Genomic DNA, 26,759 nt, shown 5'->3' on the forward strand with positions numbered 1-26,759 from the left:
AGGCCGCCCGCGGCCGAGCCTCGAAACCCTGGCAGGATGCACCTGATGAGCGCCGCCGTACCCCTGCCCGATCCGCTGTCGGTGACGGTCCGCGCGCCCGCCAAGATCAACCTCTACCTCGGCGTCGGCCGGGTGCGGCCCGACGGTTTCCACCCTCTGGAGACGCTGTTCCAGGCGGTCTCGCTCTACGACGACGTCACCGTGACCAGCGCCGACGAGTGGTCCGTGTCCACCGTCGCGGAGGGTCCGCAGGTCGACCTCTCCGGAGTGCCGGACGACGAGGACAACATCGCGATCCGGGCCGGCAAGGCGCTCGTCGCGCACCACGGGGTCGACCGCGCCGCCGCGATCGAGATCGCCAAGGGCATCCCGGTCGCGGGCGGCATGGCCGGCGGCTCCGCCGACGCCGCGGCCACCATGGTCGCGCTCGACCGGCTCTGGAACTTGGAGACGAGTGACGACGACCTGCTCGCGATCGCCGCGACGCTCGGCTCCGACGTCCCGTTCGCGCTGGTCGGCGGCACCGCCCACGGCACCGGCCGCGGCGAGGTCGTCACGCCGGTCGAGGACAACGGCACCTGGTGGTGGGTCGTCGTCTTCGACGAGGTCGGGCTCTCGACAGCGTCGGTCTACGCCGCGTTCGACCTGGGGGAGTACGCCGTCGACGACATCGCGATCGATCCGGCGCGCTTCCAGATACTGCGGCGCGGCGAGGCCGGCGCCACCATGGCGGTCCTGGTGCGCAACGACCTCGAGGACGCCGCGTTCGACCTGCGCCAGGACCTCGAGCGGAAGGCCGAGGCGATCCTGCAGTGCGGCGCGTCCGCCGTACTCCTGTCCGGGTCGGGCCCGACCCTCCTCGGCGCTGCCACCGACGCCGTCGACGCGCGCGACATCGCCGCCCGGCTGGCCGAGCGCGGCTTCGACCGGGTGACGGTCGTCAACGGCCCGGTCGCCGGTGCGCACGTGGTGGAGTACGAATGAGCAACCTCCTGAACCTCGAGAAGGTCTCCAAGTCGTACGGCGTCCGCCCGCTCCTGACCGACGTCTCCCTCGGTGTCGGGGCGGGGGAGCGGATCGGCATCGTCGGCCGCAACGGTGACGGGAAGTCCACGCTGCTGCGGATCATGACGGGGGAGGAGCCGGTCGACGCCGGCCGCGTCTCCCGGGAGCGTGGCCTGCTCGTCGGGTTCCTGCGCCAGAGCGACGACTTCGCCGACACCCACACCGTCCGTGAGGTCGTGCTCCGGGGGATGGCCGACCACGAGTGGGCGGCCGACGCGCGGCTGCGCGAGATCGTCGACGTGCTGCTGGCCGGGGTCGACCTCGACCGGTCGGTCGCCGGGCTCTCGGGTGGCGAGCGGCGCCGCTGCGGGCTCGCCGCGCTGCTGCTCGGCGAGCACGACCTGATCATCCTCGACGAGCCGACCAACCACCTCGACGTCGAGGCGGTCGCCTGGCTCGCGGCCCACCTCGCGGCGCGGCCGTCCGCACTCGTCGTGGTCACCCACGACCGGTGGTTCCTCGACGCCGTGTGCCAGCAGACCTGGGAGGTGCACGACGGCGTGGTCGACGCCTACGAGGGCGGCTACGCGGCGTTCGTCCTCGCCAAGGCCGAGCGGCAGCGCCAGGCAGCGGCCTCGGAGGTGCGGCGGCAGAACCTGGTGCGCAAGGAGCTCGCCTGGCTGCGCCGCGGCGCCCCGGCCCGCACGTCGAAGCCGAAGTTCCGCATCGACGCCGCCAACCAGCTCATCGAGGACGTCCCGCCGCCGCGCGACCGGCTCGAGCTGCAGCGGTTCGCGACGCAGCGGCTCGGCAAGGACGTGATCGACGTCGAGGACGTCGACTTCGCCCGCGGCGAGCGCGTGCTCCTCGACCACGCGACCTGGCGGCTCGGCCCGGGCGACCGGGTGGGGATCGTCGGCGTCAACGGCGCCGGCAAGTCGTCGGTGCTGGGCCTGCTCGCCGGCGAGCTCGCGCCCCAGCACGGGAAGGTGCGGCACGGGCGCACCGTCGTACTCCAGCACCTGTCGCAGCAGGTCGGCTTCGAGGACCCCGAGGCGCGGGTGCTCGCCACGGTCGAGTCGATCCGGAGGGTCACGAAGACCGCGGACGGCGAGATCACCGCGACGTCGATGTTGGAGCGCTTCGGGTTCACCGGCGACAAGCTCACCGCCCGCCTCGGCGACCTCTCCGGCGGCGAGCGCCGCCGCTTCCAGCTTTTGCGGCTGCTGCTGACCGAGCCCAACGTGCTGCTCCTCGACGAGCCGACCAACGACCTCGACATCGAGACCCTCAACGTACTCGAGGACTTCCTCGACGGCTGGCCCGGCACCCTCGTCGTCGTCTCCCACGACCGCTACTTCCTCGAGCGCGTCACCGACTCCGTGTGGGCCCTCCTCGGCGACGGCCAGATCTCCATGCTCCCCCGCGGGGTCGACGAGTACCTCGAGCGCAGGTCAAGCGAGCAGCAGGTCGCGAGGAACGAGCGAGCTGCGTCGCGAGACGAGGTTGAGCAAGTGCCGCGACCGAGGGACGAGGTCGCGACGCACGCGTCGAAACCCGATCAGCGTGGCGTCGCGCAAGCGCCCAAGGCGAAGCCCGGCTCGGCCGAGGAGCGTACGGCGAGGAAGGCGCTCGCCCGCCTGGACAAGCAGCTGGAGCGCCTGGCGGCCCGCGAGGCCGAGCTCACCGAGGCGATCGCGGCCGCCGCCACCGACCCCGAGCGGCTCACCGAGCTGGCGGCCGAGCTGGCCGAGGTGCACGAGGAGAAGGAGGCGGCCGAGCTCGAGTGGCTCGAGGCCGCCGAGGTGCTCGAATAGCTCGCCCCAGCGCCCGCGAACGTCGCCGACCTGTGCAAAAGCGTGCGACCCGGGCGGATCCCGCCTAGGTTGGCCGGGTTCCGGGTGACGCTCCCGCACGCCCGGCGCACTTCCCACTGCACCCCTCGCCCCCATCGAGGAGGACGGTCATGGCGTCTGGGCGACCCGACGCGTATCACCCCCTGCCCAGCGAGCTCCGCCGCGAGGCCGAGCTCGACCGAGCGCACGCCGCACAGGTCCGGCAGCGTGCCATCCACGACGCCGAGCTGCTCATCGCCCGCGCGGGCGACATCGCGCTCCAGGCCGAGGAGGAGGGGCGCGCCGCGGCAGCCGCCACCGTCGCGGCCGCGCGGCACGAGGCCGCGCGCGTGCTCGCCGACGGGATGCGGCACGCCGACACCGCGATCGCGCACGCGGAGGACGTCGTCCGCGCCGTCGCCGGTGTCCAGCAGGCCCTCGAGGACCTGCGCCGGGTACGCGCCCAGCTGTCGGCCGCCATCGGCGACCTGCACCGCGTCGAGCGCCGGCCCTAGTCCGCGAACGGCAGCAGCAGCCGCCGGAGCAGGTCGGCCATCTTCCTCTGGTCGGCGGGGGAGAGGTCGGCGAGCAGGTCGCGCTCGGCGTCGAGCAACGCGGCGAAGGCGCCGTCGACCGCCTCCTTGCCCTCCGGTGTCAGCCGCACCAGCACGCCGCGGCGATCGGCCGGGTCGGGGTGCCGCTCGACGAGCCCCCGGGCCGTGAGCCGGTCGACGCGGTTGGTCATGGTGCCGCTCGTCACCAGGGTCTCGCGCAGCAGCCGCCCCGGCGAGAGCTCGTACGGCGCGCCCGCCCTCCGCAGCGCGGCGAGCACGTCGAACTCCCACGGCTCGATCCGGTGCGCCGAGAACGCCTGCCGGCGGGCGCGGTCGACGTGGTGGGCGAGCCGCGAGATCCGGCTGAAGACGGCGACCGGCCCGAGGTCGAGGTCGCCGCGCTCGCGCGCCCAGGCCTCGAGCAGCTCGTCGACCTCGTCGCGCCCTCTGGACATGGCGGCACCCTATCGGACCCTCAAGAATCTTGACATCAAGATAAGACGTCCTAGGGTGGACCCGTGGACCAGCGCACGACGAACCTCGACGCCGTCAGCCTGACCAGCCTCACCTGGGGCGAGATCGACGACCGCGACCGCCCGCTCGCCGTGCTTCTCCACGGCTTCCCCGACACCGCGCACACCTGGCGCCACCTCGGTCCGGCGCTCGCCGCCGCGGGCTACCGCGTGGCGGCGCCGTTCACCCGCGGCTACGCGCCATCGGGTCTGCCTACCGACGGCAGCTATCACGTGCCGGCGCTGATGGCCGACGCGATCGACCTCCATGCCGCGCTCGGCGGCGACGGCCGGGCGGTGCTGGTGGGGCACGACTGGGGAGCGATCACCGCCAACGGCCTCGCCGCGACCGCCCGCAGTCCCTACGCGCGGGTCGTCGCCATGGCGGTGCCGCCGATCCCGTCGATGAACCCGACCCGTGCCGACCTCGGCGCCTGGGCGCGGATCCTGCCGCGGCAGGCCGCCAACAGCTGGTACATCCTCTTCAACCAGCTGCCGGTGCTCCCCGAGCGGAGCTTCGAGCGGCTGGTCGCCCACCTGTGGCGCCGATGGTCCCCGGGGTACGACGCCGCGGCCGACCTCGCGCACCTGGCCGAAGCACTGCCCGACGAGTCGCGGCGCAGCGCCGCGATCGGCTACTACCGCGCGCAGCCGCGGCAGTGGCGGATCCCCGCCCGCTACCGCGATCTCGCGAGGGACTGGGTGGGCCGGCCCCGCGTCCCGCTGCTCTACCTCCACGGAGCCGACGACGGCTGCCTCGACCCACGCTGGGCCGCGCGCGCCGCCGACCACCTCCCGCCCGACGCCGAGGTCGCCGTGGTCGAGCGCGCCGGTCACTTCCTCCAGCTCGAGCAGCCCGACGAGGTCGCCGAGCGGGTCCTCGCCTTCCTGGAGGCGAGATGACCCACCGTTGGGACCCGCAGCGCTACCTGGCGTACGCCGACGAGCGCGGCCGCCCGTTCGTCGAGCTGGTCGCGCGCGTCCGTGCGGACGACCCGCGGCGCGTCGTCGACCTCGGCTGCGGCCCCGGCAACCTGACGGCACTGCTCGCGCAGCGGTGGCCGGCCGCACGGGTGGAGGGCGTCGACAGCTCGCCCGAGATGATCGAGCGCGCCACCCGCGACGTGCCCGGCATCGACTTCCGGGTCGCCGACCTGCGCGCGTGGGCGGCTGCGGCCGACGAACCGGTCGACGTGCTGGTCTCCAACGCGACGCTCCAGTGGGTGCCCGGCCACCTCGACCTGCTGCCGGCCCTCGTCGACAGGGTCGCGCCCGGCGGCACCCTCGCGTTCCAGGTGCCCGGCAACTTCGACGAGCCCAGCCACGTCATCCGCGCCGAGCTCGCCGCCGAGGAGCCCTACGCGCCGCACACCCGTGACGTCGCCGTGCCCGCCGCGCACGGCGCGGCGCCGTACCTCCGCGCGTTGCAGGGGCTCGGCTGCGAGGTCGACGCGTGGGAGACGACCTACCTGCACATCCTCGACACGGCCGTCGACCCCGACCCGGTGTTCACCTGGGTGTCGGGCACCGGCGCCCGGCCCACCCTCCAGGCGCTTCCCGACGACCTCCGGCCCGCGTTCGAGGAGGAGCTCAAGCGCAGGCTGCGGGCGGCGTACCCGGACAGCGGCCACGGCGTGGTGCTCCCGTTCCGCCGGGTCTTCGTCGTGGCGACCAGGCCGGCTTCCCACTGAGGCCGCGGCCGCACGGCGCTCAGCGCGCCCGTGCGGCGTCCGGGCGCACGCAGAGCAGGGCGCCGATCGCGGCGTACGTCCCCGCCATCCAGATCGTGAAAACCACGGCCATCCCGTCCTCCCCGAGCGCGGCCTGGGCGGCGCCGACGACCGGGAGCCACAGCGCGCCGGCGAGCGGGAGCCAGCGCAGCGGACCGCGCCAGCGGCCGACGCGGACGATCGCGACGGCGCAGACCAGCATCGCGAGCTGCGTGAGCGGCCACGCGGGATCCGTCACCGCTACCCAGGTGGGCGCGGCGTCGTACGTCTCGTAGGGCAGGGTGCCCAGGCTGCTCGCGATGCCGAAGGGCGCGAGCGCGATCGGCACGATCGGGAGCCAGCGCCCCTTGCCGCTGCCGGTCGCGCGTGCCGCGCGGGCGACGCTCGCGAGGGCCGCCAGGGCGAGCAGGAAGAACACCGAGGTGACCATGTCGTAGGCGTAGACCTCGTCGTCGCCGAGGTCGGGCATCGCGAGGAACGACGACGCCCAGAGGAGCGGGCCCCCGACGAGCAGGATGCCCGCCGCGACGGCGTGGGCCCTCGACGGGCCGTGCCCGGCGGCGGGGACTGATGGGTGGACCTCGCTGCGTTCCACGCGGATGCTCATGACTTCTCGACTCCTGACCGACGGCACCGTGCCGTCCCGGATCCACGGTCGCCGTGCGCGGTCCCGGGCGCCCAGGGAGCAGGGTCCGCCCGGCGGTCCCTTCGCGCCGCGGGCGGCGGGACACCCTGTCCCGGGAACCAAGGACACCGATCCCGAGACCGCGACGGGCCGGTCGTGCCACCGTTGGCGGGTGCATCCGGCCCCTCCACCCGCGCGATCGGACCGCGCCCTCCGGGCCGTCGCGGTCGCGACGGCCGTGGGCGGCGTCGGCCTGACTGTCGCGGCCTTCGTGCTGTACCCGCAGGTCCCCGAGGGTCCGGTGCCGTTCCCTCTCGACTGGCTCTTCTGGGGCTCCGCGCTCGCCGGGCTCACCCTGCTCCTTCCCGGCGCGGTGCTCGCGCTGCGGTTGCCGCGGCACTGGCTCGCGTGGCTGCTGGTGCTCGCCGGCGCCAGCTCGGTGCTGGCGGCGTTCGGCGCGGTCTACGGCCCCTGGTCCATCCTCGCCCACGACGGCGAGCTCCCGCTGACCACGTTCTTCGTGTTCACCGGGTCGCGGTTCGGGCCGATCATCCACGTGGTGATCCCGGCGCTGCTGGTGCTGTTCCCGACAGGTCGTCTGCCCCAGGGGCGCTGGCGGGTGCCGGGCATCGTCGCCCTCGTCGCGATGGCGGTGGGCGTGCTCCACATCCTGCTGCTCCCGTGGCGCGCGTTCGCCGAAGGCGGGCCGGTGCCGAGCGGCGTGGACGAGCGCGGCATCGACCTGTGGCAGCCCGCGGCGCTGCTCGACCTCTGGACGGCCATCGGCCCGGCGGTCTTCCAGGTCGGTGCGCTCGTGTCCCTTCTCTGTGGCGCGGCGGTCTTCATCAGTCGCTTCCGCGGCGCGGACGCCGAGCTGCGCGCCCAGCTGCGCTGGATGCTGCTCGCGGGGCTCGGGAACGTGCTCGCCCTCGTGCTGGCCATGACGTCGACCGCGCTGCTCGACACCGCCGGCAACGGCACGTGGGTCAGCGAGCTCCTCTTCGCCGCCGAGAACGCCCTGCTGTCGGGCGCTGTCCTCGTGGCGGTGACCCGCTACCGGCTCTACGACATCGATCTGGTGGCCGGACGCAGCCTCATGTACGGCGCGCTGGCCGCCGCCGTCGTCGGCATCGACCTGCTCGTGTTCGTCGCCGTCGATGCGGTCGTCGAGGAGCGCGTCGCGGGCGTCGCGGCCGCCGGCGTGGTGGCGGTTCTGTACTCCCCGTTGCGCGTGCGCCTCCAACGGCTGGCCGACCGGCTGCTGACCGGACGGGACGAGCCGTACGCCGTGGTCTCCGCGCTGGCCCGCCGGCTCGAGGAGTCGCCGGGCCCGGACGAGCTGCTCCAGGCGACCGCGCGCGGAGTCGCGGCGGCGTTCGGCTCGCCGTACGTCCGGGTCGAGCTGGACCGCCCCGACGGGACGACCGTCAGCGTCGAGGTGGGCAGCCCGCGCTCCGACGTGGTCGTGCTGCCGTTCGGCTACCGCGACGTCCCGATCGGCCGACTGCTGCTGGTGCCCCGCCCGGGGTCCCGCCGGTCCGAGGCCGACCAGCGCCTCCTCGCCGACGTGGTGCGCCAGGCCGCTGCGGCGGCGCGGGCGACCGCGCTGACGGAGGAGCTCCAGCGCAGCCGCGAGCAGCTGGTCACCGGCATCGCGGAGGAGCGGCGGCGGCTGCGTCGGGAGCTGCACGACGGGCTGGGTCCGACCCTGGCGGCGGCAGGGCTGAAGGTCCGGGCCGCCCGCAACCTCGCACGGCACCAGCCGGACGAGGCCGACCGCGCGCTCGAGGACGTGGGCCACGACCTGACCGGTCTGCTGGCCGAGGTGCGCCGCGTGGTGCACGACCTGCGGCCGCCCGCGATCGACCAGTACGGACTGCTCGGCGCGATCGAGCAGCAGGCCGCGCGGCTCAGCGGGCCGGGGCTCAGCGTCCGGGTCGTTGCGTCGGGCGACGTCGGAGAGCTCCCAGCGGCCGTCGAGGTGGCGATCTACCGGATCGCCGGCGAGGCCCTCGCCAACGTGGTCCGGCACGCCGACGCCGCCGTCTGCACCGTCACCGTCGACGCGGCCGCCGACACCGTCGGCCTGGTCGTCGACGACGACGGCAACGGCGTACCTGCCGGTGCGCGCGTCGGGTGCGGACTGGTCTCGATGCGCGAGCGTGCCGAGGAGCTCGGCGGATCCTGCTCGGTCGAGCCCCGCGCGGGCGGCGGCACCCGGGTCCGCGCGATCGTCCCGAGGACCTCGGTCCGGGTCGGCGACCTCGAGACCACGAGCAGGGGAGCCGCATGACGCCGCGCGTGCTGATCGCCGACGACCACCCGGTCTACCGCGACGGGCTGAGGATGATGCTGGCGTCGACCGGGGCGGTCGACGTCGTCGGCACCGCCGCAGACGGTCGCGAAGCGGTCGCGCGTACGGCGGAGCTGCGGCCCGACGTCGTGGTGATGGACGTGCAGATGCCGGGCCTCGACGGCATCGAGGCGACCCGCCAGATCGTGGCGGTGGGCGACCCGCCGGCCGTGCTCGTGCTGACCATGCACGAGGACGAGGAGAGCGTGTTCGCGGCGATGCTGGCCGGCGCTCGCGGCTATCTCGTCAAGGGCGCCGACCAGGACGACATCCTCCGTGCCATCGCGGCGGTCGCCAACGGCGAGGTGATCTTCGGCCCGGCGCTGGCCGCTCGCGTGACGCGACACTTCGCCGAGCTCGCCACCGGGCGCCGGCCGGGAGTGGTGTTCCCCGAGCTGACCACGCGCGAGCACGAGGTCCTCGACCTGATCGCGGCGGGGATGTCGAACGGCGAGATCGCCGCGCGGCTGTATCTCGCCCCCAAGACCGTCCGCAACAACGTGTCCAACGTGTTCGCCAAGCTCCAGGTCGCCGACCGGGCCGAGGCGATCGTCCGGGCTCGGGACGCGGGGCTCGGGCGCGGCCAGCGGCGGTGAGCCGGCTCGTGCCGCCAACCGTGCCGGTTCGTCGCGCCAACCGTGCCGGTTCGTCCCCCCAACCGTGCCGGTTCGACCCGCCAACCGTGCCGGTTCGTCGGGCAGACAAGAGGGAACGACGCCCGGCCGGCCCCGTAGACCCGGCCGGACGTCGTTCCCGGCGTCGCGCCCGGCTCCTCGCGGAGCCGGGCACCTCCCTCGTGACGCGGACCACCGGGGCACCTGGGAGACCCAGGACCGATCCGCGGCCACCCCCGTGGACCGCGGAGAGATCACGCTGCGTTGGATCGGTGCCGGTCCCGTGACGCCCCCCAGACGTCTCGGGACCCGCCCCCGTGTCGACCCGTGGCGCCCCCCAGACGCCTCGGAACGACACCCGCAGGTGCCCCGGCAGCTTTCAAACGGCCGCCCGGCGGGACCTACCGCCAGGGATCGACCGCAGGTTCTTGCGGCGCGCAGCCGCCTCCCGCTGGGCGCGGCGCTCGGCGACCATGGCCGCCGCCTGCTCGGACGCGCGCCGCATGCGGCGCGACGGCGCCCACTTCCGCCGGTAGGCAGGGCGCGGGGCGTCCGCCCCGGCCCAGCGCGCGACCTCGGTGTCCGGCGCGCCGCTCAGCGCGGCCAGCGGCGCCATATCGTGGGCGACCGGATCACCCTCGGTGGCGGACTGGTCGCGGCAGAGGTCGATGATCGCGGCGATCACCGCCGCGGCGTGCGGGTGGCCGGACTCGGCGGCGATCTCCACGAGCCGCCCGGTGTACGGCGCCCAGGCGCTCGCGGTGACCATCGCCATGTGGTGGCGCCACTCGACGATCGTGCCGTTCTCGGCGATGTCGACGAGTTCGTCGATGGAGTCGAGCACGGGCACGGACCAGTCGCGATCGATGCCCTGGAGCAGCAGCGCATGGGCCGCGCGCAGGCAGGCGTTGTCGATCGCCTCGAGCCGGCCCAGGGTCAGCGGGTGCCGGGCCAGCCGCTCGTGGAGCCCCTCGGCGAGCATGCTGCGCAGCGCCTCGGTCGTGAGCTGCAGCCCCGGATGGGACTCCAGCGGTACGCCGTACCGGTGCTGGATGCGCGCGAGCCGCTCGTGGCCGAGCATCTCGGCGAGGTCGGCCAGCGCCAGGTAGTCGCGCGGGGCGGCGAACAGCCCGAGCCCCACGAGGTTCGCGGTCGCGGCGCACGCGGCGGTGGCGTGCGGGGCCTGCGCGTGCTCCTCGAGCAGGCCGAGGTAGCGCTCCCAGACGTGCAGGTCGGCGTCGGCGACGTCCTCCCAGCGATCGAGCACCTCGCGGATGATGTCGAGGAGCCTCGCGTGCTGCGGCTCGGCGTCACGTCGCTCGACGAGGTGCTGCCGCAGCGCGGCCACCCTCCGGGCGACAACGCGCGGACGTAGCTCGACGACGGCCGCGGGCACGGCCGTCAGGTCGCTCGGGACCAGGACCGCGATGCTCATCGCTTCCCCTCTCGACGTGTGGATCGGTTGCTCTTGGCGAGCCAGGCACCTATCCGGACGGAGGCGGCACGCGAACATCACGCGGTTTTCGAAGAAATCCTGGAATTTCCCGGATTTCCTCGTCTGAGGCAGGATCAGGACGTCACGGGGAGCGTCCCCGCGCGTTGTGGAAGGCGAACAACGGGCGTCGTACGGCGTCCGCGGCACAGGATCGGGGGGTCCGGCGGTGGCTGAGCACGTGCCCGGTGAGGGCGACGAGCAGCTGCTCGCGCTCGCCCGTGCCGGCGACAGCGCCGCCTACGAGGAGCTCTACCGCGCCCACCTCGACGGCGCCCGCAACCTCGCCCGGATCCTCGTCGGCACCGACCAGGCCGACGAGCTCGTCGCCGAGTCGTTCGCCCGCGTGCTCTCCGCTCTCCGGTCGGGCGGCGGCCCGACCGACAACTTCCGCTCCTACCTGCACGTCACCATCCGCAACGGCTACCGCGACGGCCTCCGGGCCACGACCGAGGCGCCGGTCTCCGACCAGCCCTGGCTGCTCGACGATGCCGAGCCCGCGCCGGAGGAGATGGTCGAGGGCCTCGACGAGACGGTCGCGGTCGACGCGCTGTCGAGCCTGCCGGAGAGCTGGCAGAAGGTGCTGTGGCACGTCGAGGTCGAGGGGCGCAAGCCCGCCGAGGTCGCGGAGATCCTCGACATGCGGCCCGGGGCGGTCTCGTCCTTGGCGCACCGTGCCCGCGAGGGGCTCAAGCGTGCCTACCTCGACCACCACGCGGGTCCGGCCCCCGCGGCCCAGGACTGTCAGTGGGCCCACCAGCGCATGAGCCAGCACGCGCGCGGCGACCTCGGCGCCCGGGCGGAGCAGAAGTTCGACGCCCACCTCGACGCCTGCGACCGCTGCAGCGCCGCCTACCTCTCCGTCAGTGCCGTCAACCAGAAGCTCGCCGGCTACGTCCTCCCGGCCGTCCTGCTCCTCGCCCTTCCCGGCGCAGGCAAGGGCCTGCTCTGGCTCGGCGGCGCGGCCGCGGCCGGGGGCGCGGGTGCAGCCGGCGCGTCCGGCGGAGCATCCGGCGGCGCGGGCGGCGGAGGAGGGGCGACGACCGGCATCGCGGTGGCCGCCGCCTCGGTGGTGGTGGTCGGCGCGGTCGCTGCCAGTGCCCTGGCGCTGCGCTCGGGCGACGACAAGCCGGAAGCCGAGCCCCCGCCGTCCGCTGGCGCGACCGAGGTCGCCGACGTCCCCGACCCGGCCGACCCGGCACCGTCGGGCGCCCCGAAGCCCGAGCCCAGCCAGGAGCCCGAGCCCGAGCCGACCCCGGTCGACGACCCGGTCGACGACACCGAGCCCACCGAGCCCCCGGACGATCCCACCGACCCGACCGATCCCACCGACCCGTCCGACCCCGACACCAGCGAGCCGCCGGCCGACGAGAAGGTGGTGCCGGAGGCGCCCACCGCCACGCCGATCACGCAGTGCGCGACCGACGGCAACCTCGAGATGGCCACCACCGAGGGGGTGACCTACGAGCTGGTCACCGGCAACGGGCGGGAGGGCCGCTGGAAGGTCGTCGCCTCGGCCCGGCCCGACTACGTGATCGCCGACGGGGCGCAGCGCACCTTCGCCGGTGACCTCGGCGACCGCTTCGCCTGCGGGAGGCTGGTGAGCGTCACCTCGACGCGGGTCAACCCCTCCGGCCGGTTGCTGGACGACCTGCTCGCCGTCCTCGCCCCGCCGAGCCACCGGTGGAACCTGAGAGCGGAGGTCGCCGTCGACGACGGCCCCGTCCGCGACGTCCAGGTCGTCTTCGTGTTCGACAACCAGGTCGAGATCGACAGCGGTCCCGGCGCCGGCTGGTCGTGCTCGCACGGCGGCGTGGTGCCGGCGGGGACCCCCTTGGTCTGCGGCTTCCACTACACCGGCTCGTCGCCGCCAACTCTCGAGCTCCAGGCCCACCGGTCGCTGTCAGCCGCGTCCCCCAACGGGACCGCCACCTTCCGTGACGACGGCAAGCAAATCGGCGGCGCGCACGAGGTCACGGGGGACCCGACGGGCTGAGCGCACGCGCGCGGTGTGACCCAACCGGCCTTGCCCGCCTTGGTTACTCACGAGTAATGTCGCCGTCATGAGCATGGTCCAGAAGCTGTGGGACGTCACCACCGGTGTCCCGGTCATCGGCAACACCGTGGGCAAGCGGGTCTTCGCGATCGGGTTCGCGCAGAAGGCGCCGTACTTCGCCACCATCCACCCGCGCTTCACCGTGGTCGAGGCCAACCACGTCGAGCTGGTGATCCCCAAGCGCCGCAGCGTGCAGAACCACATCGGCACCGTGCACGCCATCGCGCTGTGCAACGGCCTCGAGGCCGCGATGGGCGCGCTCGCGGAGGTGACGATCCCTGCGGACAAGCGGTGGATCCCCAAGGGCATGGAGGTCAGCTACACGGCGAAGGCGACCAGCGACATCACCTGCATCGCCGAGACCGACCAGGAGCAGTGGGACACCGCTGAGGGCGACCTGCCGGTCCGGGTCCGCGGTGTCCGCGACGACGGCACGGTCGTGATCGAGGGCGAGATCCGCCTCTGGGTGACGCCGAAGGGCTGACCTGATCCATCCGGGGCAAACCCGGCATTTGTCTGAAAGAAACCCCACGCGATCCGGCGTTTGGCCGCAGTATCGGACGTGCCGCTCATCCCCACAGGACGCGGTCGTGCCGCGGTCGTCTCCGCCCCCGTGAGACGACCGCGGTACCCGTTTTCCGTCAGAGGGGGGTTCCTCCGGTGTTGGCCTCGCCGACCATCGGCACCTCCAGCGGCTTCTTCTCGCCGACCAAGCGCTTCTGCACCAAGGTGGCGAGCCACGTGAGGACGAGGTTCAGGATCACGTAGATCGTGGCGATGACGAGCACCGTCGGCACGTGGTTGCGGAACTCCAGCATGATCTGGTTGCCGATGTAGGTGAGACCGGGGGCCGCGACGGCGTAACCGAGGCTGGTGTCCTTCAGCGCCACGACCATCTGACTGATGATCGCCGGCAGCATGATCTTGATCGCCTGCGGCAGCAGGATCGTGGTCATGACCTGGGTCTTGCGCATGCCGATGGCGTACGCCGCCTCGGCCTGCCCCTTGGGAACTGCGTTCACGCCCGCGCGGAACACCTCCGCGAGGACCGCACCGTTGTAGAGCGTCAGCGCGACGATGACCGAGAGGAACCCGCCCCACGACTCCTCGGGGATGAACAGCACCTCGCGTTCGACGCTGATGAAGTACGCGAAGAAGAAGAACGTCATCAGCAGCAGCACGGGCATCGCGCGAAAGAACTCGACGACGGCCCAGGCCGGCCAGCGGATGACCGGGTGGTCGGAGAGCTTCGCGACGCCCAGCACCAGACCCATCAGGACCGCACCGATGACGGCGAACACGGCCATCGACACCGTGATCAGGACGCCTTCGAGGATCGCGGACAGGTAGTCGGGGGTGAAGAACACCTCCCACAGGTCGTACTCGAACTGACCGTCCGCCTGAAGCCGCCAGACCGCGAAGGCGATGACGGCGAGGATGGCGACCGAGGCGACCAACGTGTAGACGCGGTGCCTGGCCCGCGTGACGGGCCCCGGGGCGTCGAACAGCACACTGCCGGCCATCAGGCGATCCTCCAGCGTCGTTCCATGCGGTGAGCGATCAGCGATACGACCTCGACCAGGATGATGTAGCCGATGGCGAAGGAGATCAGGATCCCCCAGCGCTGGTCGGCGTAGTCCTTGGTGAAGCCGCGCATCGTGGCGAGGGCCTCGGCCAGGTAGAAGACGCCCGCGACAGAGGTGTTCTTGAGCATCGCGATCAGGGTGCTGGCGAGCGGCGGCACCGACGCTCGGAACGCCTGCGGAAGCACGACCTCGGTCATCGTGCCGGTGAAGGGCAGCCCGATAGCGCGAGCCGCTTCCGCTTGGCCCAGGGGCACCGAGTTGACCCCGGAGCGCAGGGCCTCGCAGACGAACGTCGAGGTGTAGAGACTGAGTGCCACCACGGCGGTGGAGAACGCAGAGGTGAAGTCGAACCCACCGACGTGAACGTCGACCCAGTTGAAGTTGATGCCGATCTTCGGGCCCGCGAAGTGGAAGAAGAAGAACACCATCACGAGCGGGGTGTTGCGCACCAGGGTGACATAGACGGCGGCGGCCCTGCTCAGGACGGCGATCGGTCCGACGCGCATCGCAACGAGGATCGTGCCGAGCACCAGCGACACCACAGCGCACACGAGGAAGAGGAACAGCGTGTATCCGAACCCCTTCAGCACGGCGTCGAAGTTGTCGAAGATCGCTTCCACCGCAGCCCTTTCCACGCGAAGAGTGAGGGCGGGGCCGGTCCGCTTGCCTGCGGGCCGGCCCCGCCCGCCGTACGAGCTAGATCACTGACAGGGGTCGAGCTCCGGTGCCTCCGGGGTCTCGACGCCCGAGGGGCCGAGCGTGGTCTCGAAGGCGTCCTCCCACGAGCCGTCCTCGAACGACTCCTCGAGGACGCCGTTGATCCACTCGCAGACCTCGGCCTCCTCCTTCTGGTAGCCGACGCCGATGCGCTCCTCGGAGAACTCCTCGCCGACGACCTTCAGCTCACCCTCGTTCTGGGCCGCGAGGCCGGCGAGGATCGTGCCGTCGGTCGACATCGCCGGGTAGGTGCCGTCGAGCACCTTCTCCGCGCACTCGGAGTAGTCGTCGGCGCCGACGCCCTTGGCGCCGGCGGCGTTGACGTTCTCGAGCGACGTCGAGCCCGTCACCGAGCAGACCTCCTCGCCCTTGAGGTCGTCGATGCTCTCGACGTCGCTGTCGCTAGGCACGAGGACCTGCTGGCCGGTGATCATGTAGGGGCCCGCCTGTCCGACGATGGCGCGACGCTCGTCCGTGATCGAGTACGACGCGAGCACCAGGTCGACCTTGTCGGACTGGAGGAAGGGCTCGCGGTTGTCGGAGATCGTCTCGATCCACTTGACGTCGTCGCTGTCGGGGTCGATGCACAGGTCGGCGATCAGGATCTTCGCCATCTCGATGTCGAACCCGCTGGGCACGTCGTCGGTCGCTCCCTGGAAGCCGACGCCCGGCTGGTCGGTCTTGTGTCCGATCCGGATCGAGCCCGACTCCGACCAGTCGGCCATGGCCGACCCGTCCTCGAACTTGCCGTCGCAGTCCTCCTCTGCGCTGACGTCACGGCCCTCGTCGTCGGACCCTGCATCGCCGCAGGCCGCGAGGGCACTGGCTGCAAGCAGGACTGCGGCCGCAGCCCGGAACTTCATCGGTCGCATAACTCTCTCCTTAGTGTTTGAGGATCTTGCCGAGGAAGTCCTTGGCTCGATCGCTCTGGGGATTCGTGAAGAACGTCTCGGGCTCGGCCTCCTCGACGATGGCGCCGTCGGCCATGAAGACCACGCGGTTGGCCGCCGTGCGGGCGAACCCCATCTCGTGGGTCACCACGATCATCGTCATCCCGCGCTCGGCGAGGTCGACCATGACGTCAAGGACCTCCTTGATCATCTCCGGGTCGAGCGCGGAGGTCGGCTCGTCGAAGAGCATCACCTTGGGGTCCATCGCGAGCGCGCGGGCGATCGCCACCCGCTGCTGCTGGCCGCCGGAGAGCTGCGCGGGGTACTTCGCGGCCTGGTGCCCCACCCCGACGCGGTCGAGCAGCTCCTTGGCCTTCTGCTCCGCCTCGGCCTTCGGCTGCTTGCGGACCTTGATCGGTCCGAGCGTGACGTTCTCGAGGATCGTCTTGTGGGCGAAGAGGTTGAAGCTCTGGAAGACCATGCCGACGTCGGCCCGGTGGGCGGCGAGCGCCTTGCCCTCCTGGGGGAGCGGCTGGCCGTCGACGAGGATCGTGCCCTCGTCGATCGTCTCGAGCCGGTTGATCGTGCGGCAGAGCGTCGACTTTCCGGATCCCGAGGGCCCGATCACGACGAGCACCTCGCCGCGCTGGATCGAGAGGTTGATGTCCTGCAGCACGTGCAGGTCGCCGTACCACTTCTGGACGCCCTCGAGCGTGACCAGGTCAGACTGCGACGTCATGCGGGTGACCCTAGACCGGTCCAGACCACGTGGGCCAGACCACACGCCCGGCCGTGACCTCTCCGTGACAAGCAGTTCCACCTCGTACGACGACCGGGGCCCCGCCTGCTGGCGGGACCCCGGCCGGAGCTCGATGGTCGAGGAGGCCCGCTAGGGCCGTCACGAGACCAACGAGCGCGTCACTCCTTGAAGAACTGCTCGTACTGGCGCTCCACCTCCGAGGGGCGCAGGTCGGTGTCGAGGAACATCAGCGCGTCCATGCGGCAGTTGCACGGGTTGCGCTCGGTGCCGTCCTGCGGGAACGATCCGCCGATCTTGATACCCCGCGGGTCGGTCGCGCTGGTGCCGGTGCCGTCGACCTGCCACGGGTCGTTCGGGTTGGTGTAGAAGCCCTCGATCGGCTCACCGTTGCGGTAGAGCGCCATCTCGCCGGTCGTGTAGTCGAACGTCGCGGCCAGGTGGACCCACTCGCCCTGCGGCAGCAGCTCCCGCCAGTCCTGCTGGGCTGCGAACGTCTGCGACGCACCGGTGTCGATGCGCCGGCCGAGCGCGACCAGCCGCAGCTCGCCGTTGACCTGGATCAGCTCGAGCAGGGCGCGGACGCCGTGGCCGTCGGAGTTGCCCGAGAGCACGCCGGCCAGGCCGATCGCGTTGTAGCCGGCGGTCGGGTTCTGGCCGGTCATCTTGACCCAGCCCATCACCGTGATGCCCTCGGCGCCGTTGAACGCGCGCAGCGAGTCGGCCCCCGTGGCGTCCCAGACGCCGGCCTTCCACGCGGTCCCCGTCGGAGACTCGGCCGCGCTGTGGATCTGGAGCGCGTTGAGGCTGCCCGGGTAGGCGCCGTCGTCGACGCGCATCCGCTCGCCGCCGTTGACCAGGCGGATCAGCGTGCGGGAGAGACCGCGGTCCTCCTCGTAGCCGTCGTTGGCCGCGAACGGGTGCTCGAAGTCGTACGCCGCGACCAGGTCGTCGGCGATCGACGGCTCGACCTCCGGGTGCACGGGCGCCCGCTTGGTGTCGACGACCTTCCAGATCTTGCCGTTGGCCTTCGCGAGCAGGTACATCGTCTGGTCGGAGTCGAAGCCGAAGCGCAGGTCGATCCGCCCGTCACCGACGAAGTCGGGCATCCGCATCAGGTTGCCCTCGGTGTCGTAGAGCGAGAGCTCCTTGACCGGAGCCTCGGTGGCGGCGTCGTCGTCCATCTCCTCGAGGTCGCTGTAGAACACCCGTCCCTCGACGAGGTCGGCGAAGACGTACTTGCCCCGGAGCCCGCGGAGGTCGCCGCGGTGCACGATGCCGCCCGACACCGCGTGACCGGAGTCGGAGTTGCAGGGCCAGTTGGCCGGCGGGTCGTGGTCGTACGACGTGACCGGGTAGTCGTAGCCGGCGGCCTCCATCTCCGGGGTCAGCGGGTAGAGGTAGCACTGGTTCTGGTTGCGGTAGGCGAGCCGGCCCTCGATGATCGGCCAGCCGTAGTTGTCGCCGGCGTCGACGTCGTAGATGCCCTCGATCGCGTGCTGGCCGATGTGGCCCATCAGCATCCGGTGGTCACCGCCCGCGTCCCAGCTGAAGCGGTGCGGGTCGCGCATGCCGACGGCGTAGATCTCGCCCAGCGCGCCGGGCTCGTCGACGAACGGGTTGGTCGGCGGGATGCCGTACTGGCCGTTGGGTGCGTCGTCCCCCAGCGGGTCGATGCGCAGGATCTTGCCGGCCGGGGTGTCCATGTCCTGGGGCACCGAGGTGCTGACGCCGATGCCGCCGTCGCCGACCGCCAGGTAGAGCAGGCCGTAGTCCTCGTCCCCGGGCTGCGCGGTCGGGTTGAAGTCGATCTGCTGGACCGCGTGGATCTGTCCGCTGAAGCGGAAGCGGAAGATCTCCCGGCTGGTGCCGCTGAACGTGTTGGCCGAGGGGTCGTCGGCGGTCCACTCGGTCACCACGCTCTGCACGGCGCTGGACCCGTTGGGCTGGGGCGGGTACGTCGACTCGCCCGGCGCGTTCGGGGTCTCGGAGTGGACCGTGTAGAGCTTGCCGTTGGTCTCGAACTCGGGGTGGAACGTCATGAAGCCGGCACCGGTCCCCATGCCGCGCCACGACATGAAGTTCGGGAACCGCTCCCGGAAGTCGAGGTAGACGTGCTGCTCCTCGCCGTCGAGCAGGTACATCGGGCCGTTGAGGTCCGGGACGTACATCCGTCCGGACCCGTCCGGGACCTCGCCGATGTAGTTGATGCGGTTGTGCCGCGTGCCGATCCGGCCGTCGGTCCACGGGCCGTTGGGCTTGGTCTCGGGCAGCTGTGCGTACTCCTCGAGGACCAGCCCGAGGGTGGACTGCGTCGGCGACTGCGACGGCGGGAGCGGATCGGTGATGGGGGTGTCGTAGTGGTCGTCGGCCGTTGCCGAGGGGGAGAGCGGGGCGAGCGTCACCGCGAGCATCGTGCCCGCGGCAGCAGCCAGCCACCGGGTGGTGGTGCGCATGGAGAGGGGTTCCTTTCCGAGGGTGGGGATCAGGAGGAGGCGGGGATGCCCCTCGCTGAGAAGTGCCGCGTGCGGCCGAAGTTGTCGAAGGACCCGAAGCCGACCCGGCCACCGGAGAACGTGGTGTCGGTGGCGGTCATCAGGGGCTCGGCGGCGCCGTCGACGTACACGCCGATCTCGCCGGTCTCCGCGTCGTAGTCGACGCGGACGTCGTGCCACTCGGCGTCGGTGATCGCCGGCGGTGCGCCGACGGACCCGTTCCACTGGTCGTCGATCCGGCGCCGGTCGGCGTTGTCGACCACGAAGATCCCGTTGTGCGGGTAGATCGTGTTGTCCTGCGACACGTGGGCGTAGTAGAAGCGCGTGGGCGACTGGTAGTTCCAGACGATGATCACGTCGCGGTTGTTGACGGTGACGGGCTCGTCGATGCGCACCTCCGCGGAGACGCTGACCGAGCCGAGCTCGGGCCCCTTGGTCACGACGGCGTACTCGAACGGCCGCCGCGGGGGACCGGGGTTGGTGCCCGCCCGGGTGAGCACGACCTGGCCGTGCTCGAACGACCACAGGTCGTCGTGGAGCGGGTCCCAGTGCTCCGGGGTGGGCGCGGCGGTGACGATGACGTACGGCGCCGCCGGGTCCTGCGCGGCGGTGCCGGGCGGCGCGACCGTCAGTGCCGCCCCGAGACCGGCACTGACGGCCAGCGCGAGGAATCGCCGCCGACGAGGTGGGTGCTGCATGTGCTCACGACCTTTCCGAGTGGGTGCGGTGCGGTGCAGTCAGGGGGCGCCCGGCGATCGCCTAGGCGAACGGCTCCACGAGCTCGACGTAGCGGCGGGCGATCGTGTCGAGCACGGCGTCGCCGTCGGCCGACCAGACGTCGGCGTTGAAGATCTCCACCTCGACGTCGCCGCGGTAGCCCGCGGCCGCCACGCACCGGGAGAGGTGGGCGAAGTCGATGTGGCCGTCGCCCATCATCCCGCGGGAGAGCAGGGCGTCCGGCGGGAGCGGGGTGATCCACTCGCAGACCTGAAAGCTCGCGATCCGGCCGCCGGCGCGGGCGATCTGCTCCTCCACGCCGGGCTCCCACCAGACGTGGAACGTGTCGACGACGACGCCCACGGCCTCCGGCGGGAGCGGGTCCGCGATGTCGAGGGCCTGGGCCAGGGTCGACACCACGCCGCGGTCGGCGGCGAAGATCGGGTGCATCGGCTCGATGGCGAGCCGGACGCCGACGTCGAGGGCGTGGGGGACCAGCGCCTCGATCGCGGCGGCCGCGCGGCCGCGGGCGCCGGCGAGATCGCGGTCACCCTCCGGCAGACCGCCCGGCACCAGCACCAGGCACGGGGCGCCGAGCGCGGCGGCCTCGTCGAGCGCACGGACGTTGTCGTCGTGCCGCCGGCGCTGCTCGACCGGGTCGGCCCCGGTGAAGAACCCGCCACGGCACAGCGACGACACGCGCAACCCGGCGTCGCCGATCATCCGCACCGCGTCGTCGAGACCGGCCTCCTGGAGCGGCTCCCGCCACACCCCGAGCGCCGGGATCCCGTGAGCGACGCAGCCCTCGACCGCCTCCTTCAGCGACCACCGGTCGACGGTCTTCTGGTTGAGCGAGAGCCGCGCCAGCCGGGCGTCCCCGGGCGCGGGCGTGGGCACCCGGGCCGGGGCTGCTGACGGGACGTCGAGCGCGGCGCGCTCCTGCACGGTCACGGCCGCACCCCTGCGCCCTCGAGCCACACGCCGAGCCGGTGCGCCGCGAGGTCGGGGTCGGGGAGGAGGCGTGCGTCGTTCGCCAGCGCGAGCAGCCGGCCGAGGTGGACCACGCTGCGCGCGGACTGGAGGCCGCCGACCATCGTGAACCCCGGCTGGTGTCCGCAGAGCCACGACAGGAACGCGATCCCGGTCTTGTAGTGCCACGTCGGCGCCTCGAACACGTGCCGCGAGAGCGGCAGTGTGGGCGCCATCTCCGCGTCGTACGCCGCCAGGTCGCCCGCGTCGAGCGCGGCCAGTGCGGCGGACGCCGCCGGCGCGACGGCGGCGAACGCGCCGAGGAGCGCGTCGGAGTGGTGGGTGCCGTCACCGCGGATGAGCTGGGGGTAGTTGAAGTCGTCGCCGGTGTAGAGCCGCACGCCGTCGGGAAGGGCGGCGCGCAGGCCGGTCTCGTGGTCGGCGGAGAGCAGTGACACCTTGACGCCGTCGACCTTGTCGGCGTGCGCCGCGACCAGGTCGAGGAAGGTGGCGGTCGCCGCCGCGACGTCGGTCGATCCCCAGTAGCCGCGCAGCTGCGGGTCGAACATCTCCCCGAGCCAGTGCAGGATCACCGGCTCACGCACCTGGCCGAGCACGGCGTCGTAGACCGCGAGGTAGTCGTCGGGACCGGCCGCGACCGCGGCGAGCTGGCGCGAGGCCATCACGATGACCTGCGACCCGGTGGACTCCACGAAGCCGACCTGCTCGAGGTAGGCCTCGCGCACGTCGGCCGGGGTGGCGAGCCGGTCGCGGTGGTCGGTGCCGGCGCCGGACGCGATCCGGGCACCGAGCTCCTCGGCCTGGTGCGCGCTGCGGCGTACGAGCTCCTGGACCGCGGGCCAGTCGAGGCCCATGTTGCGCTGCGCGGTGTCCATCGCCTCGGCGACGCCGAACCCGTAGCGGAACAGGTGGCGCCGGAAGCCGAGCGTCGCGTCCCAGTCGACGACCGCGGGTGCACCGGGCACGTTCTCGCCGAGCGGGTCGGCCACCACATGGGCCGCGGCGAACGCGACGCGGCTGCGGAACGGCGCGGGGTGCTCGGTCCAGGCGCGCGGCTCGTGGAGGCGCACGACCTCCCAGCGCCCGTCGGCTCCCGGGATCCGGACGTCCCGGTCGGTGAGGACCGTCATGACGTCGCCCGGGCGGGCATCTCGACCCGGCGGCCCTCGGCGGAGGAGCGCAGCCCGGCGTCCACGAGCTCGAGTCCGCGGACGCCTGCGGCGAAGTCGAACGGGTGCGGCCGGCCGTGGTGGACGTCGATCAGGAACTCCTCCCACTGCGCGCGGAAGCCGTTGCCGAACGTGCGGTTGTCGGGCACCTCGCTCCACTGGGCGCGGAAGTCCTCCGAGGTCGGGACGTCGGGGTTCCACACCGGCATCGGGGTGAGCTCGCGCGGCTGCACCCGGCAGCCGAACAGCCCGGCGACGGCGGAGCCGTGGGTCCCGTCGACCTGGAACTCGACGAGCTCCTTGCGCTCCACCCGGACCGCCCACGAGGAGTTGACCTGGGCGATGATCCCGCCCGCCAGCTCGAAGATGGCGTACGCCGCGTCGTCGGCGGTCGCGTCGTAGCGCTCGCCCTTCTCGTCCCACCGCTCGGGGATGTGGGTGACCGCCTTCGCGGTGACCGCCTCGACCCGTCCGAAGAGGTTCTCCAGCACGTAGTTCCAGTGGCAGAACATGTCGAGGACCATCCCGCCGCCGTCCTGGGCGCGGTAGTTCCAGCTCGGGCGCTGCGCGGGCAGGTAGTCGCCCTCGAACACCCAGTAGCCGAACTCCCCGCGAACGGACAGGATCCGCCCGAAGAACCCGCCGTCGACGAGCCGCTTGAGCTTCATCAGCCCCGGCAGGTAGAGCTTGTCGTGGACGACGCCGTTGATGATGCCGTGCCGCTCCGCGGCCGCCACCAGCTCCAGGCCCTCGTCGACGGACTCGGCGATCGGCTTCTCGGTGAAGACGTGCTTGCCGGCCGCGGCGGCCTTGAGGATCGCCTTCTTGCGCTCGCTGGTCACCTGGGCGTCGAAGTAGATCGGCGCCGGGTCGTCGGCGAGGGCGGCGTCGAGGTCGGTCGACCACTCGGCGATGTCGTGCTCGTCGGCCATCCGCGCCAGCTTGTCGGCGTTGCGGCCGAGCAGGACCGGCTCCACCTGCAACCGGCTCCCGTCGGGGAGCGCGACCCCGCCGTCGTCGCGGATCGCGAGGATCGAGCGGAGCAGGTGCTGGCGGTATCCCATCCGGCCGGTGACGCCGTTCATCAGGATGCGGTAGGTCGTGTCTGGCATGAGGTCCTCGAGGGGTGCGGAGGTCTGTCGGGGCGGTCGGACGTCGGTCGGACGTTCAATCGGACGGGGTCGGTGCGGCGGCGGCCTTGGGCCGGCCGCCGAGGTAGAGCTCGGCGAGCTGCGGGTCGTGCAGGAGGTCGTTGGCGGGCCCGGAGATGTGCACGCGGCCGAGGTCGAGCACGCAGCCGAGGTCGGCGGTCTCCAGGGCACGGCGGGCGTTCTGCTCCACGAGCAGCACCGCGGTGCCGGCGTCGCGCATCCGCACCACCTGCTGGAAGACGGTCTCGGTGGCCTTGGGGTCCAGGCCCATCGACGGCTCGTCGAGCAGGACGACCCGCGGGCTGACCATCAGCGACCGCGCGAACTCGACCTGCTTCTGCTGGCCGCCGGACAGGGCGCCGGCGAGCGCCTTCCAGCGCTCGGCGACCACGGGGAACAGCTCCTTGACGAACGCCACTCGGTCGGCGATCTCGGCCTTGTCCTTGACGGTGTAGGCGCCGAGCATGACGTTCTCCTCGACCGACATCTCCTTGAAGACGCTGTGGCCCTGGAGCACGTGGGAGAGGCCCGCGGCGAGCATCTTCTGCGGACCGTGGGACGTCACGTCCTCGCCGCAGACGCGGATGGTGCCGGCGCGCGGCTTCAGCATCCCGCTGGCGACCTTCAGCACGGTGGACTTGCCCGCGCCGTTGGGGCCCACGAGGCAGACCACGGTGCCGGGCGGCACCTTGACGGTCAGGCCGCGCAGCACCAGGGCCGCCCGGCCGTAGCCGGCCTCGATGTCGTCGAGCTCGAGCAGGTACTCAGATGCCAAGGTAGGCCTCCAGGACTCGGGGGTCGTTCTGAACGACCGAGGGCGGGCCCTCGCAGATGGGGCGGCCGCGGTCGAACACCACGACGTGGTCGGAGAGGCTCATGACCAGGTCCATGTTGTGCTCGACCACGATGAACGTGCGGCCCTCCGCGTTGAGCGAGCGGACCAGTCCGGCGATCCGGTCGATGAGGGCGGGGTTCACGCCGCCCGCCGGCTCGTCGAGCATGATCGTCTCGGGGTCTGCCATCAGCACGCCGGCCAGCTCGAGCAGCTTCTGCTGCCCGTAGGACAGGTCGCGGGCCTCGACCGACTCGAGGTGCTCGATCCCGACCCGGGTGAGCAGCTCGCGGGCGCGGTCGATGTCGCCCTTGTGGCGCGCGGACGCCAGCAGCAGCGGGACGCTCGGCGGCCGCACCGCCGCCAGCACGTTCTCCAGGACGGTCATCCGCGGGAAGATCCGGCAGAGCTGGAAGCTGCGCCCGATCCCGGCGCGCGCGATCCGGTGCGGTGCCTTGCCCGTGATGTCGCGGCCGTCGTACGTCACCGTCCCGGTGTCGGGCTTGATCATGCCGGTGACGCAGTTGAAGAACGTCGTCTTGCCGGAGCCGTTGGGCCCGATCAGCGCGTTGACCTTGCCGTGGTGGAACGTGACGTCGGCACCGTCGACGGCGCGGACGCCGCCGAACGCCTTGGCGAGGCCGCGGGTCTCGAGCCCGGTGACGGTCGCGGTCGCGGTCATGAGCGCGCTCCTTCGGTGACGCGGCGGTGGGTGCCGCCGGCGGACTGGTCGCCGCCCTGGGCGGCGCGGCGCTGCTCGGCGAGCTCGGCCGCGGTCACCTCGCGGATCGACGAGGACTGCGGCCGGAACCGCTTCACCAGCCCGGCGGCCGCGGGGAGGATGCCGTCCGGCATGAACAGGACGACGACGGCGAGGAGCAGGCCTGTGGCGGTGAGGTGGAACTGCGAGTCGCCGTACTCCGCCTTGAAGAACTCCACGGCGTAGCCGACGATCACGGCTCCCAGCAGCGGGCCGAACAGGCTGCGGACGCCGCCGAGCAGGCTCATCAGCACCATGTAGGCGCCGCCGAGGATCGAGAACTGGAAGACGGGGTCGAGGTAGCCGAACCACAGCGCGTAGAGGCCCCCGCCGAGGGCGGTGACGAACGCCGACAGCACGAACGCGACCAGCTTGTAGCCGAAGGTCGGTACGCCGAGCGCCTGGGCCTTGTCCTCGTCCTCGCGGATCGCCTTGAGGCCGATGCCGAAGCGCGAGCGGTCGATGAGCCACCACACGAGCAGCGCGACGGCGAGGAGCGCGGTGAACAGGTAGAAGAAGCGTTCGTGCTGCTCCGGCCGGAGCACCTCCGGCCCCCACGGACGCGGAACCCGAAGGCCGTTGGACCCGCCGGTGAAGCTCGCCCAGGACTGGAAGACGAGCAGCAGGATCAGCACGAACGCGATCGAGACGATCACGAACGACGCGCCGCGCACGCGCAGGCTCGCGATGCCGATCGGCACGGCGATCGCCGCCGTGATGAGACCTCCGAGCGCCAGCGCGACCCACGGATTCATGTCGACCTCGAGGATCAGCAGCCCGGTCGCGTAGCCGCCGAGTCCGGCGTACGCCGCGTGGCCGAGCGACATGTAGCCGGTGAACCCGCCCATGAAGTTCCAGCCGGTGGCCAGGACGGCGTAGCTCATGATCACGACGCCGACGGACAGGATGAACGGGTTCGCGGCGATCGACGGGAACGAGAGCACGGCTGCCGCGAGGACGACCACGCCGGCGAGCTTGAGCACGATCGCGGCGCCGCCGGAGCGTCGCTGCGTCGCAGCAGTCGCCGGGGTGACGGTGTCAGAAGCGCTGGGCAAGACGACCTCCGAAGAATCCCTGGGGGCGCACCATCAGGGTCAGGAACAGGGCGAGGTAGAAGCAGGTCTGGGCCCAGGTCGTGCCGAGCTCGATCTGGAGCAGGCTCTGGCTCAGGCCGAGGACCATGGCCGCGATCGCGGCGCCGGGGATGCTGCCGAGGCCGCCGACGACGATGATCGCCATCAGCGGGCCGATCCAGTGCCAGTGCAGCGAGGGGTAGATCGTCGCGTCCAGCGACAGCGCGGTGCCGCCGATGGCCGCCGTGGCGAGCCCGAGACCGAAGCCGTAGCCGGCCACCCGGTCGGTGTTGATGCCGAGCAGCTCGGCCGCCTCCGGGTGCTGGATCGTCGCGCGGAGCGCCTGGCCGAAGCGCGTCTTCGTCAGGAGCAGGAAGAGCGCGACGAGCGACGCGGCCGCGAGACCGAACGCGATCAGCTTCACCACGGCGATGTTGGCGCCGAGGATCTCGATGTCGCTGCCGCCGTAGGGCAGCCGGATCCGGCGCTGGCTGCCGGACCAGATGTAGCCGAGCAGGCCCTCGATCACCAGCGCGATCGCGAACGTCAGCAGCACCGACATCATCGTGAGCGTCGCCGGGCGGAGCCGGCTGATGAGCAGCCGCTGCATGCCGACGCCCACGAGGAAGAACAGCGGGACGGTGATGACGAGCGACAGCAGCGGGTCGAGCCCGGTCTCGGTGTTGAAGTACCAGGCGAGGTAGGCGGCGAGGATCAGGAACGCCGAGTGGGCGATCATCACCACCCGCATCACGCCGAAGTAGAGGGTCAGGCCGGCGGCCAGGAGGGCGTAGAGCCCTCCCAGCAGCAGGCCGAGGACGATGCTCTGGAGGAGCAGGGACATGG

The 26,759-nt window shown here is 72.1% G+C and carries 25 protein-coding genes; 9 read left to right on the forward strand and 16 right to left on the reverse strand.

The genetic code is table 11. The features are described from left to right. The first annotated feature begins 36 nt into the window (after positions 1-36). The 3 genes from HNR19_RS02915 (at position 37) to HNR19_RS02925 (ending at position 3,355) form a co-directional block, all read left to right on the forward strand. Positions 37-984, forward strand: a complete 948-nt coding sequence (locus HNR19_RS02915; RefSeq protein WP_246303467.1) for a 4-(cytidine 5'-diphospho)-2-C-methyl-D-erythritol kinase — start codon at positions 37-39, stop codon at positions 982-984. Further along, positions 981-2,822, forward strand: a complete 1,842-nt coding sequence (locus HNR19_RS02920) for an ABC-F family ATP-binding cassette domain-containing protein (protein WP_179666491.1) — start codon at positions 981-983, stop codon at positions 2,820-2,822. The genes HNR19_RS02915 and HNR19_RS02920 overlap by 4 nt, the downstream gene beginning before the upstream one ends. Before the next feature lie 149 nt (positions 2,823-2,971). Continuing rightward, positions 2,972-3,355: a hypothetical protein gene (locus HNR19_RS02925; protein WP_179666492.1), complete on the forward strand. Its 384-nt coding sequence runs from the start codon at positions 2,972-2,974 to the stop codon at positions 3,353-3,355. Here HNR19_RS02925 and HNR19_RS02930 read toward each other — a convergent pair. Then, positions 3,352-3,849, reverse strand: coding sequence for a MarR family winged helix-turn-helix transcriptional regulator (locus HNR19_RS02930; protein WP_179666493.1), 498 nt, complete (start codon positions 3,847-3,849; stop codon positions 3,352-3,354). The two genes, HNR19_RS02925 and HNR19_RS02930, sit on opposite strands and share 4 nt — an antisense overlap. Positions 3,850-3,912: 63 nt before the next feature. Here HNR19_RS02930 and HNR19_RS02935 point away from each other — a divergent pair, with 63 nt between their 5' ends. Further along, positions 3,913-4,809, forward strand: coding sequence for an alpha/beta fold hydrolase (locus tag HNR19_RS02935; RefSeq protein ID WP_179666494.1), 897 nt, complete (start codon positions 3,913-3,915; stop codon positions 4,807-4,809). Continuing rightward, complete coding sequence (locus HNR19_RS02940; RefSeq protein ID WP_179666495.1) at positions 4,806-5,597, forward strand: methyltransferase domain-containing protein; 792 nt, start codon at positions 4,806-4,808, stop codon at positions 5,595-5,597. Before HNR19_RS02935 ends, HNR19_RS02940 begins: the two co-directional genes overlap by 4 nt. A 19-nt stretch (positions 5,598-5,616) precedes the next feature. Here the strand turns inward: HNR19_RS02940 and HNR19_RS02945 are convergent, their stop codons facing one another. Then, the gene (locus HNR19_RS02945; protein ID WP_179666497.1) at positions 5,617-6,243 is read right to left on the reverse strand and encodes a hypothetical protein; all 627 of its coding nucleotides are present in this window, start codon (positions 6,241-6,243) and stop codon (positions 5,617-5,619) included. Positions 6,244-6,433: 190 nt separating this feature from the next. Here HNR19_RS02945 and HNR19_RS23380 point away from each other — a divergent pair, with 190 nt between their 5' ends. Next, positions 6,434-8,554, forward strand: a complete 2,121-nt coding sequence (locus HNR19_RS23380; protein WP_179666498.1) for a histidine kinase — start codon at positions 6,434-6,436, stop codon at positions 8,552-8,554. Continuing rightward, positions 8,551-9,210 (forward strand): response regulator transcription factor, encoded by a 660-nt coding sequence (locus HNR19_RS02955; protein WP_179666499.1) that lies wholly within the window; start codon positions 8,551-8,553, stop codon positions 9,208-9,210. Before HNR19_RS23380 ends, HNR19_RS02955 begins: the two co-directional genes overlap by 4 nt. Before the next feature lie 397 nt (positions 9,211-9,607). Here HNR19_RS02955 and HNR19_RS02960 read toward each other — a convergent pair whose 3' ends face one another. Continuing rightward, positions 9,608-10,663 carry a hypothetical protein gene (locus HNR19_RS02960; protein ID WP_179666500.1) on the reverse strand — a complete coding sequence of 352 codons (1,056 nt, stop codon included), beginning with the start codon at positions 10,661-10,663 and terminating at the stop codon, positions 9,608-9,610. Positions 10,664-10,889: 226 nt separating this feature from the next. Between HNR19_RS02960 and HNR19_RS02965 the strand changes: the two genes are divergently transcribed. Next, positions 10,890-12,716 (forward strand): sigma-70 family RNA polymerase sigma factor, encoded by a 1,827-nt coding sequence (locus HNR19_RS02965; RefSeq protein WP_179666501.1) that lies wholly within the window; start codon positions 10,890-10,892, stop codon positions 12,714-12,716. Between the two features lie 67 nt (positions 12,717-12,783). Continuing rightward, entirely contained in the window at positions 12,784-13,260 is a 477-nt protein-coding gene (locus HNR19_RS02970; RefSeq protein ID WP_179666502.1) for a hotdog fold domain-containing protein, read from the forward strand. A gap of 157 nt (positions 13,261-13,417) precedes the next feature. Here the strand turns inward: HNR19_RS02970 and HNR19_RS02975 are convergent, their stop codons facing one another. From HNR19_RS02975 to HNR19_RS03035, 13 genes are all read right to left on the reverse strand, one after another. Continuing rightward, complete coding sequence (locus HNR19_RS02975; RefSeq protein ID WP_179666503.1) at positions 13,418-14,299, reverse strand: amino acid ABC transporter permease; 882 nt, start codon at positions 14,297-14,299, stop codon at positions 13,418-13,420. Then, on the reverse strand, positions 14,299-14,982 hold the full coding sequence (locus tag HNR19_RS02980; protein WP_218910126.1) for an ABC transporter permease subunit: 684 nt from the start codon (positions 14,980-14,982) through the stop codon (positions 14,299-14,301). The genes HNR19_RS02975 and HNR19_RS02980 overlap by 1 nt, the downstream gene beginning before the upstream one ends. 81 nt (positions 14,983-15,063) lie before the next feature. Continuing rightward, entirely contained in the window at positions 15,064-15,951 is an 888-nt protein-coding gene (locus HNR19_RS02985) for a glutamate ABC transporter substrate-binding protein (protein ID WP_179666504.1), read from the reverse strand. 10 nt (positions 15,952-15,961) lie between these two features. Further along, positions 15,962-16,708, reverse strand: coding sequence for an amino acid ABC transporter ATP-binding protein (locus HNR19_RS02990; protein WP_179666505.1), 747 nt, complete (start codon positions 16,706-16,708; stop codon positions 15,962-15,964). Positions 16,709-16,887: 179 nt separating this feature from the next. Next, positions 16,888-19,182 carry a PQQ-dependent sugar dehydrogenase gene (locus HNR19_RS02995; protein WP_218910127.1) on the reverse strand — a complete coding sequence of 765 codons (2,295 nt, stop codon included), beginning with the start codon at positions 19,180-19,182 and terminating at the stop codon, positions 16,888-16,890. 29 nt (positions 19,183-19,211) lie between these two features. Next, positions 19,212-19,919 (reverse strand): hypothetical protein, encoded by a 708-nt coding sequence (locus HNR19_RS03000; RefSeq protein WP_218910128.1) that lies wholly within the window; start codon positions 19,917-19,919, stop codon positions 19,212-19,214. 61 nt (positions 19,920-19,980) lie between these two features. Next, entirely contained in the window at positions 19,981-20,889 is a 909-nt protein-coding gene (locus tag HNR19_RS03005) for a sugar phosphate isomerase/epimerase family protein (RefSeq protein WP_343047025.1), read from the reverse strand. After that, complete coding sequence (locus HNR19_RS03010; protein ID WP_179666507.1) at positions 20,886-22,058, reverse strand: dihydrodipicolinate synthase family protein; 1,173 nt, start codon at positions 22,056-22,058, stop codon at positions 20,886-20,888. The genes HNR19_RS03005 and HNR19_RS03010 overlap by 4 nt, the downstream gene beginning before the upstream one ends. Further along, the gene (locus HNR19_RS03015; protein WP_218910129.1) at positions 22,055-23,209 is read right to left on the reverse strand and encodes a Gfo/Idh/MocA family protein; all 1,155 of its coding nucleotides are present in this window, start codon (positions 23,207-23,209) and stop codon (positions 22,055-22,057) included. The genes HNR19_RS03010 and HNR19_RS03015 overlap by 4 nt, the downstream gene beginning before the upstream one ends. Positions 23,210-23,264: 55 nt before the next feature. Beyond that, positions 23,265-24,023 carry an ABC transporter ATP-binding protein gene (locus HNR19_RS03020; protein WP_179666509.1) on the reverse strand — a complete coding sequence of 253 codons (759 nt, stop codon included), beginning with the start codon at positions 24,021-24,023 and terminating at the stop codon, positions 23,265-23,267. Beyond that, the gene (locus HNR19_RS03025) at positions 24,013-24,762 is read right to left on the reverse strand and encodes an ABC transporter ATP-binding protein (RefSeq protein WP_179666511.1); all 750 of its coding nucleotides are present in this window, start codon (positions 24,760-24,762) and stop codon (positions 24,013-24,015) included. Before HNR19_RS03025 ends, HNR19_RS03020 begins: the two co-directional genes overlap by 11 nt. Continuing rightward, positions 24,759-25,895, reverse strand: a complete 1,137-nt coding sequence (locus HNR19_RS03030) for a branched-chain amino acid ABC transporter permease (RefSeq protein ID WP_246303468.1) — start codon at positions 25,893-25,895, stop codon at positions 24,759-24,761. Before HNR19_RS03030 ends, HNR19_RS03025 begins: the two co-directional genes overlap by 4 nt. Further along, entirely contained in the window at positions 25,879-26,757 is an 879-nt protein-coding gene (locus HNR19_RS03035) for a branched-chain amino acid ABC transporter permease (protein WP_179666513.1), read from the reverse strand. The genes HNR19_RS03030 and HNR19_RS03035 overlap by 17 nt, the downstream gene beginning before the upstream one ends. Positions 26,758-26,759 lie beyond the last annotated feature (2 nt).

Source organism: Nocardioides thalensis, from assembly GCF_013410655.1.
GTDB classification, from domain to species: domain Bacteria; phylum Actinomycetota; class Actinomycetes; order Propionibacteriales; family Nocardioidaceae; genus Nocardioides; species Nocardioides thalensis.

Excerpts from the sequence above, each read along its gene's own strand:
- HNR19_RS02915 (WP_246303467.1), top strand. The coding sequence starts at position 37 with ATGCACCTGATGAGCGCCGCCGTACCCCTGCCCGATCCGCTGTCGGTG.
- HNR19_RS02920 (WP_179666491.1), top strand. The coding sequence starts at position 981 with ATGAGCAACCTCCTGAACCTCGAGAAGGTCTCCAAGTCGTACGGCGTC.
- HNR19_RS02925 (WP_179666492.1), top strand. The coding sequence starts at position 2,972 with ATGGCGTCTGGGCGACCCGACGCGTATCACCCCCTGCCCAGCGAGCTC.
- HNR19_RS02930 (WP_179666493.1), bottom strand. The coding sequence starts at position 3,849 with ATGTCCAGAGGGCGCGACGAGGTCGACGAGCTGCTCGAGGCCTGGGCG.
- HNR19_RS02940 (WP_179666495.1), top strand. The coding sequence starts at position 4,806 with ATGACCCACCGTTGGGACCCGCAGCGCTACCTGGCGTACGCCGACGAG.
- HNR19_RS02945 (WP_179666497.1), bottom strand. The coding sequence starts at position 6,243 with ATGAGCATCCGCGTGGAACGCAGCGAGGTCCACCCATCAGTCCCCGCC.
- HNR19_RS02955 (WP_179666499.1), top strand. The coding sequence starts at position 8,551 with ATGACGCCGCGCGTGCTGATCGCCGACGACCACCCGGTCTACCGCGAC.
- HNR19_RS02960 (WP_179666500.1), bottom strand. The coding sequence starts at position 10,663 with ATGAGCATCGCGGTCCTGGTCCCGAGCGACCTGACGGCCGTGCCCGCG.
- HNR19_RS02970 (WP_179666502.1), top strand. The coding sequence starts at position 12,784 with ATGAGCATGGTCCAGAAGCTGTGGGACGTCACCACCGGTGTCCCGGTC.
- HNR19_RS02975 (WP_179666503.1), bottom strand. The coding sequence starts at position 14,299 with ATGGCCGGCAGTGTGCTGTTCGACGCCCCGGGGCCCGTCACGCGGGCC.
- HNR19_RS02985 (WP_179666504.1), bottom strand. The coding sequence starts at position 15,951 with ATGCGACCGATGAAGTTCCGGGCTGCGGCCGCAGTCCTGCTTGCAGCC.
- HNR19_RS02990 (WP_179666505.1), bottom strand. The coding sequence starts at position 16,708 with ATGACGTCGCAGTCTGACCTGGTCACGCTCGAGGGCGTCCAGAAGTGG.
- HNR19_RS02995 (WP_218910127.1), bottom strand. The coding sequence starts at position 19,182 with ATGCGCACCACCACCCGGTGGCTGGCTGCTGCCGCGGGCACGATGCTC.
- HNR19_RS03000 (WP_218910128.1), bottom strand. The coding sequence starts at position 19,919 with ATGCAGCACCCACCTCGTCGGCGGCGATTCCTCGCGCTGGCCGTCAGT.
- HNR19_RS03010 (WP_179666507.1), bottom strand. The coding sequence starts at position 22,058 with ATGACGGTCCTCACCGACCGGGACGTCCGGATCCCGGGAGCCGACGGG.
- HNR19_RS03015 (WP_218910129.1), bottom strand. The coding sequence starts at position 23,209 with ATGCCAGACACGACCTACCGCATCCTGATGAACGGCGTCACCGGCCGG.
- HNR19_RS03025 (WP_179666511.1), bottom strand. The coding sequence starts at position 24,762 with ATGACCGCGACCGCGACCGTCACCGGGCTCGAGACCCGCGGCCTCGCC.
- HNR19_RS03035 (WP_179666513.1), bottom strand. The coding sequence starts at position 26,757 with ATGTCCCTGCTCCTCCAGAGCATCGTCCTCGGCCTGCTGCTGGGAGGG.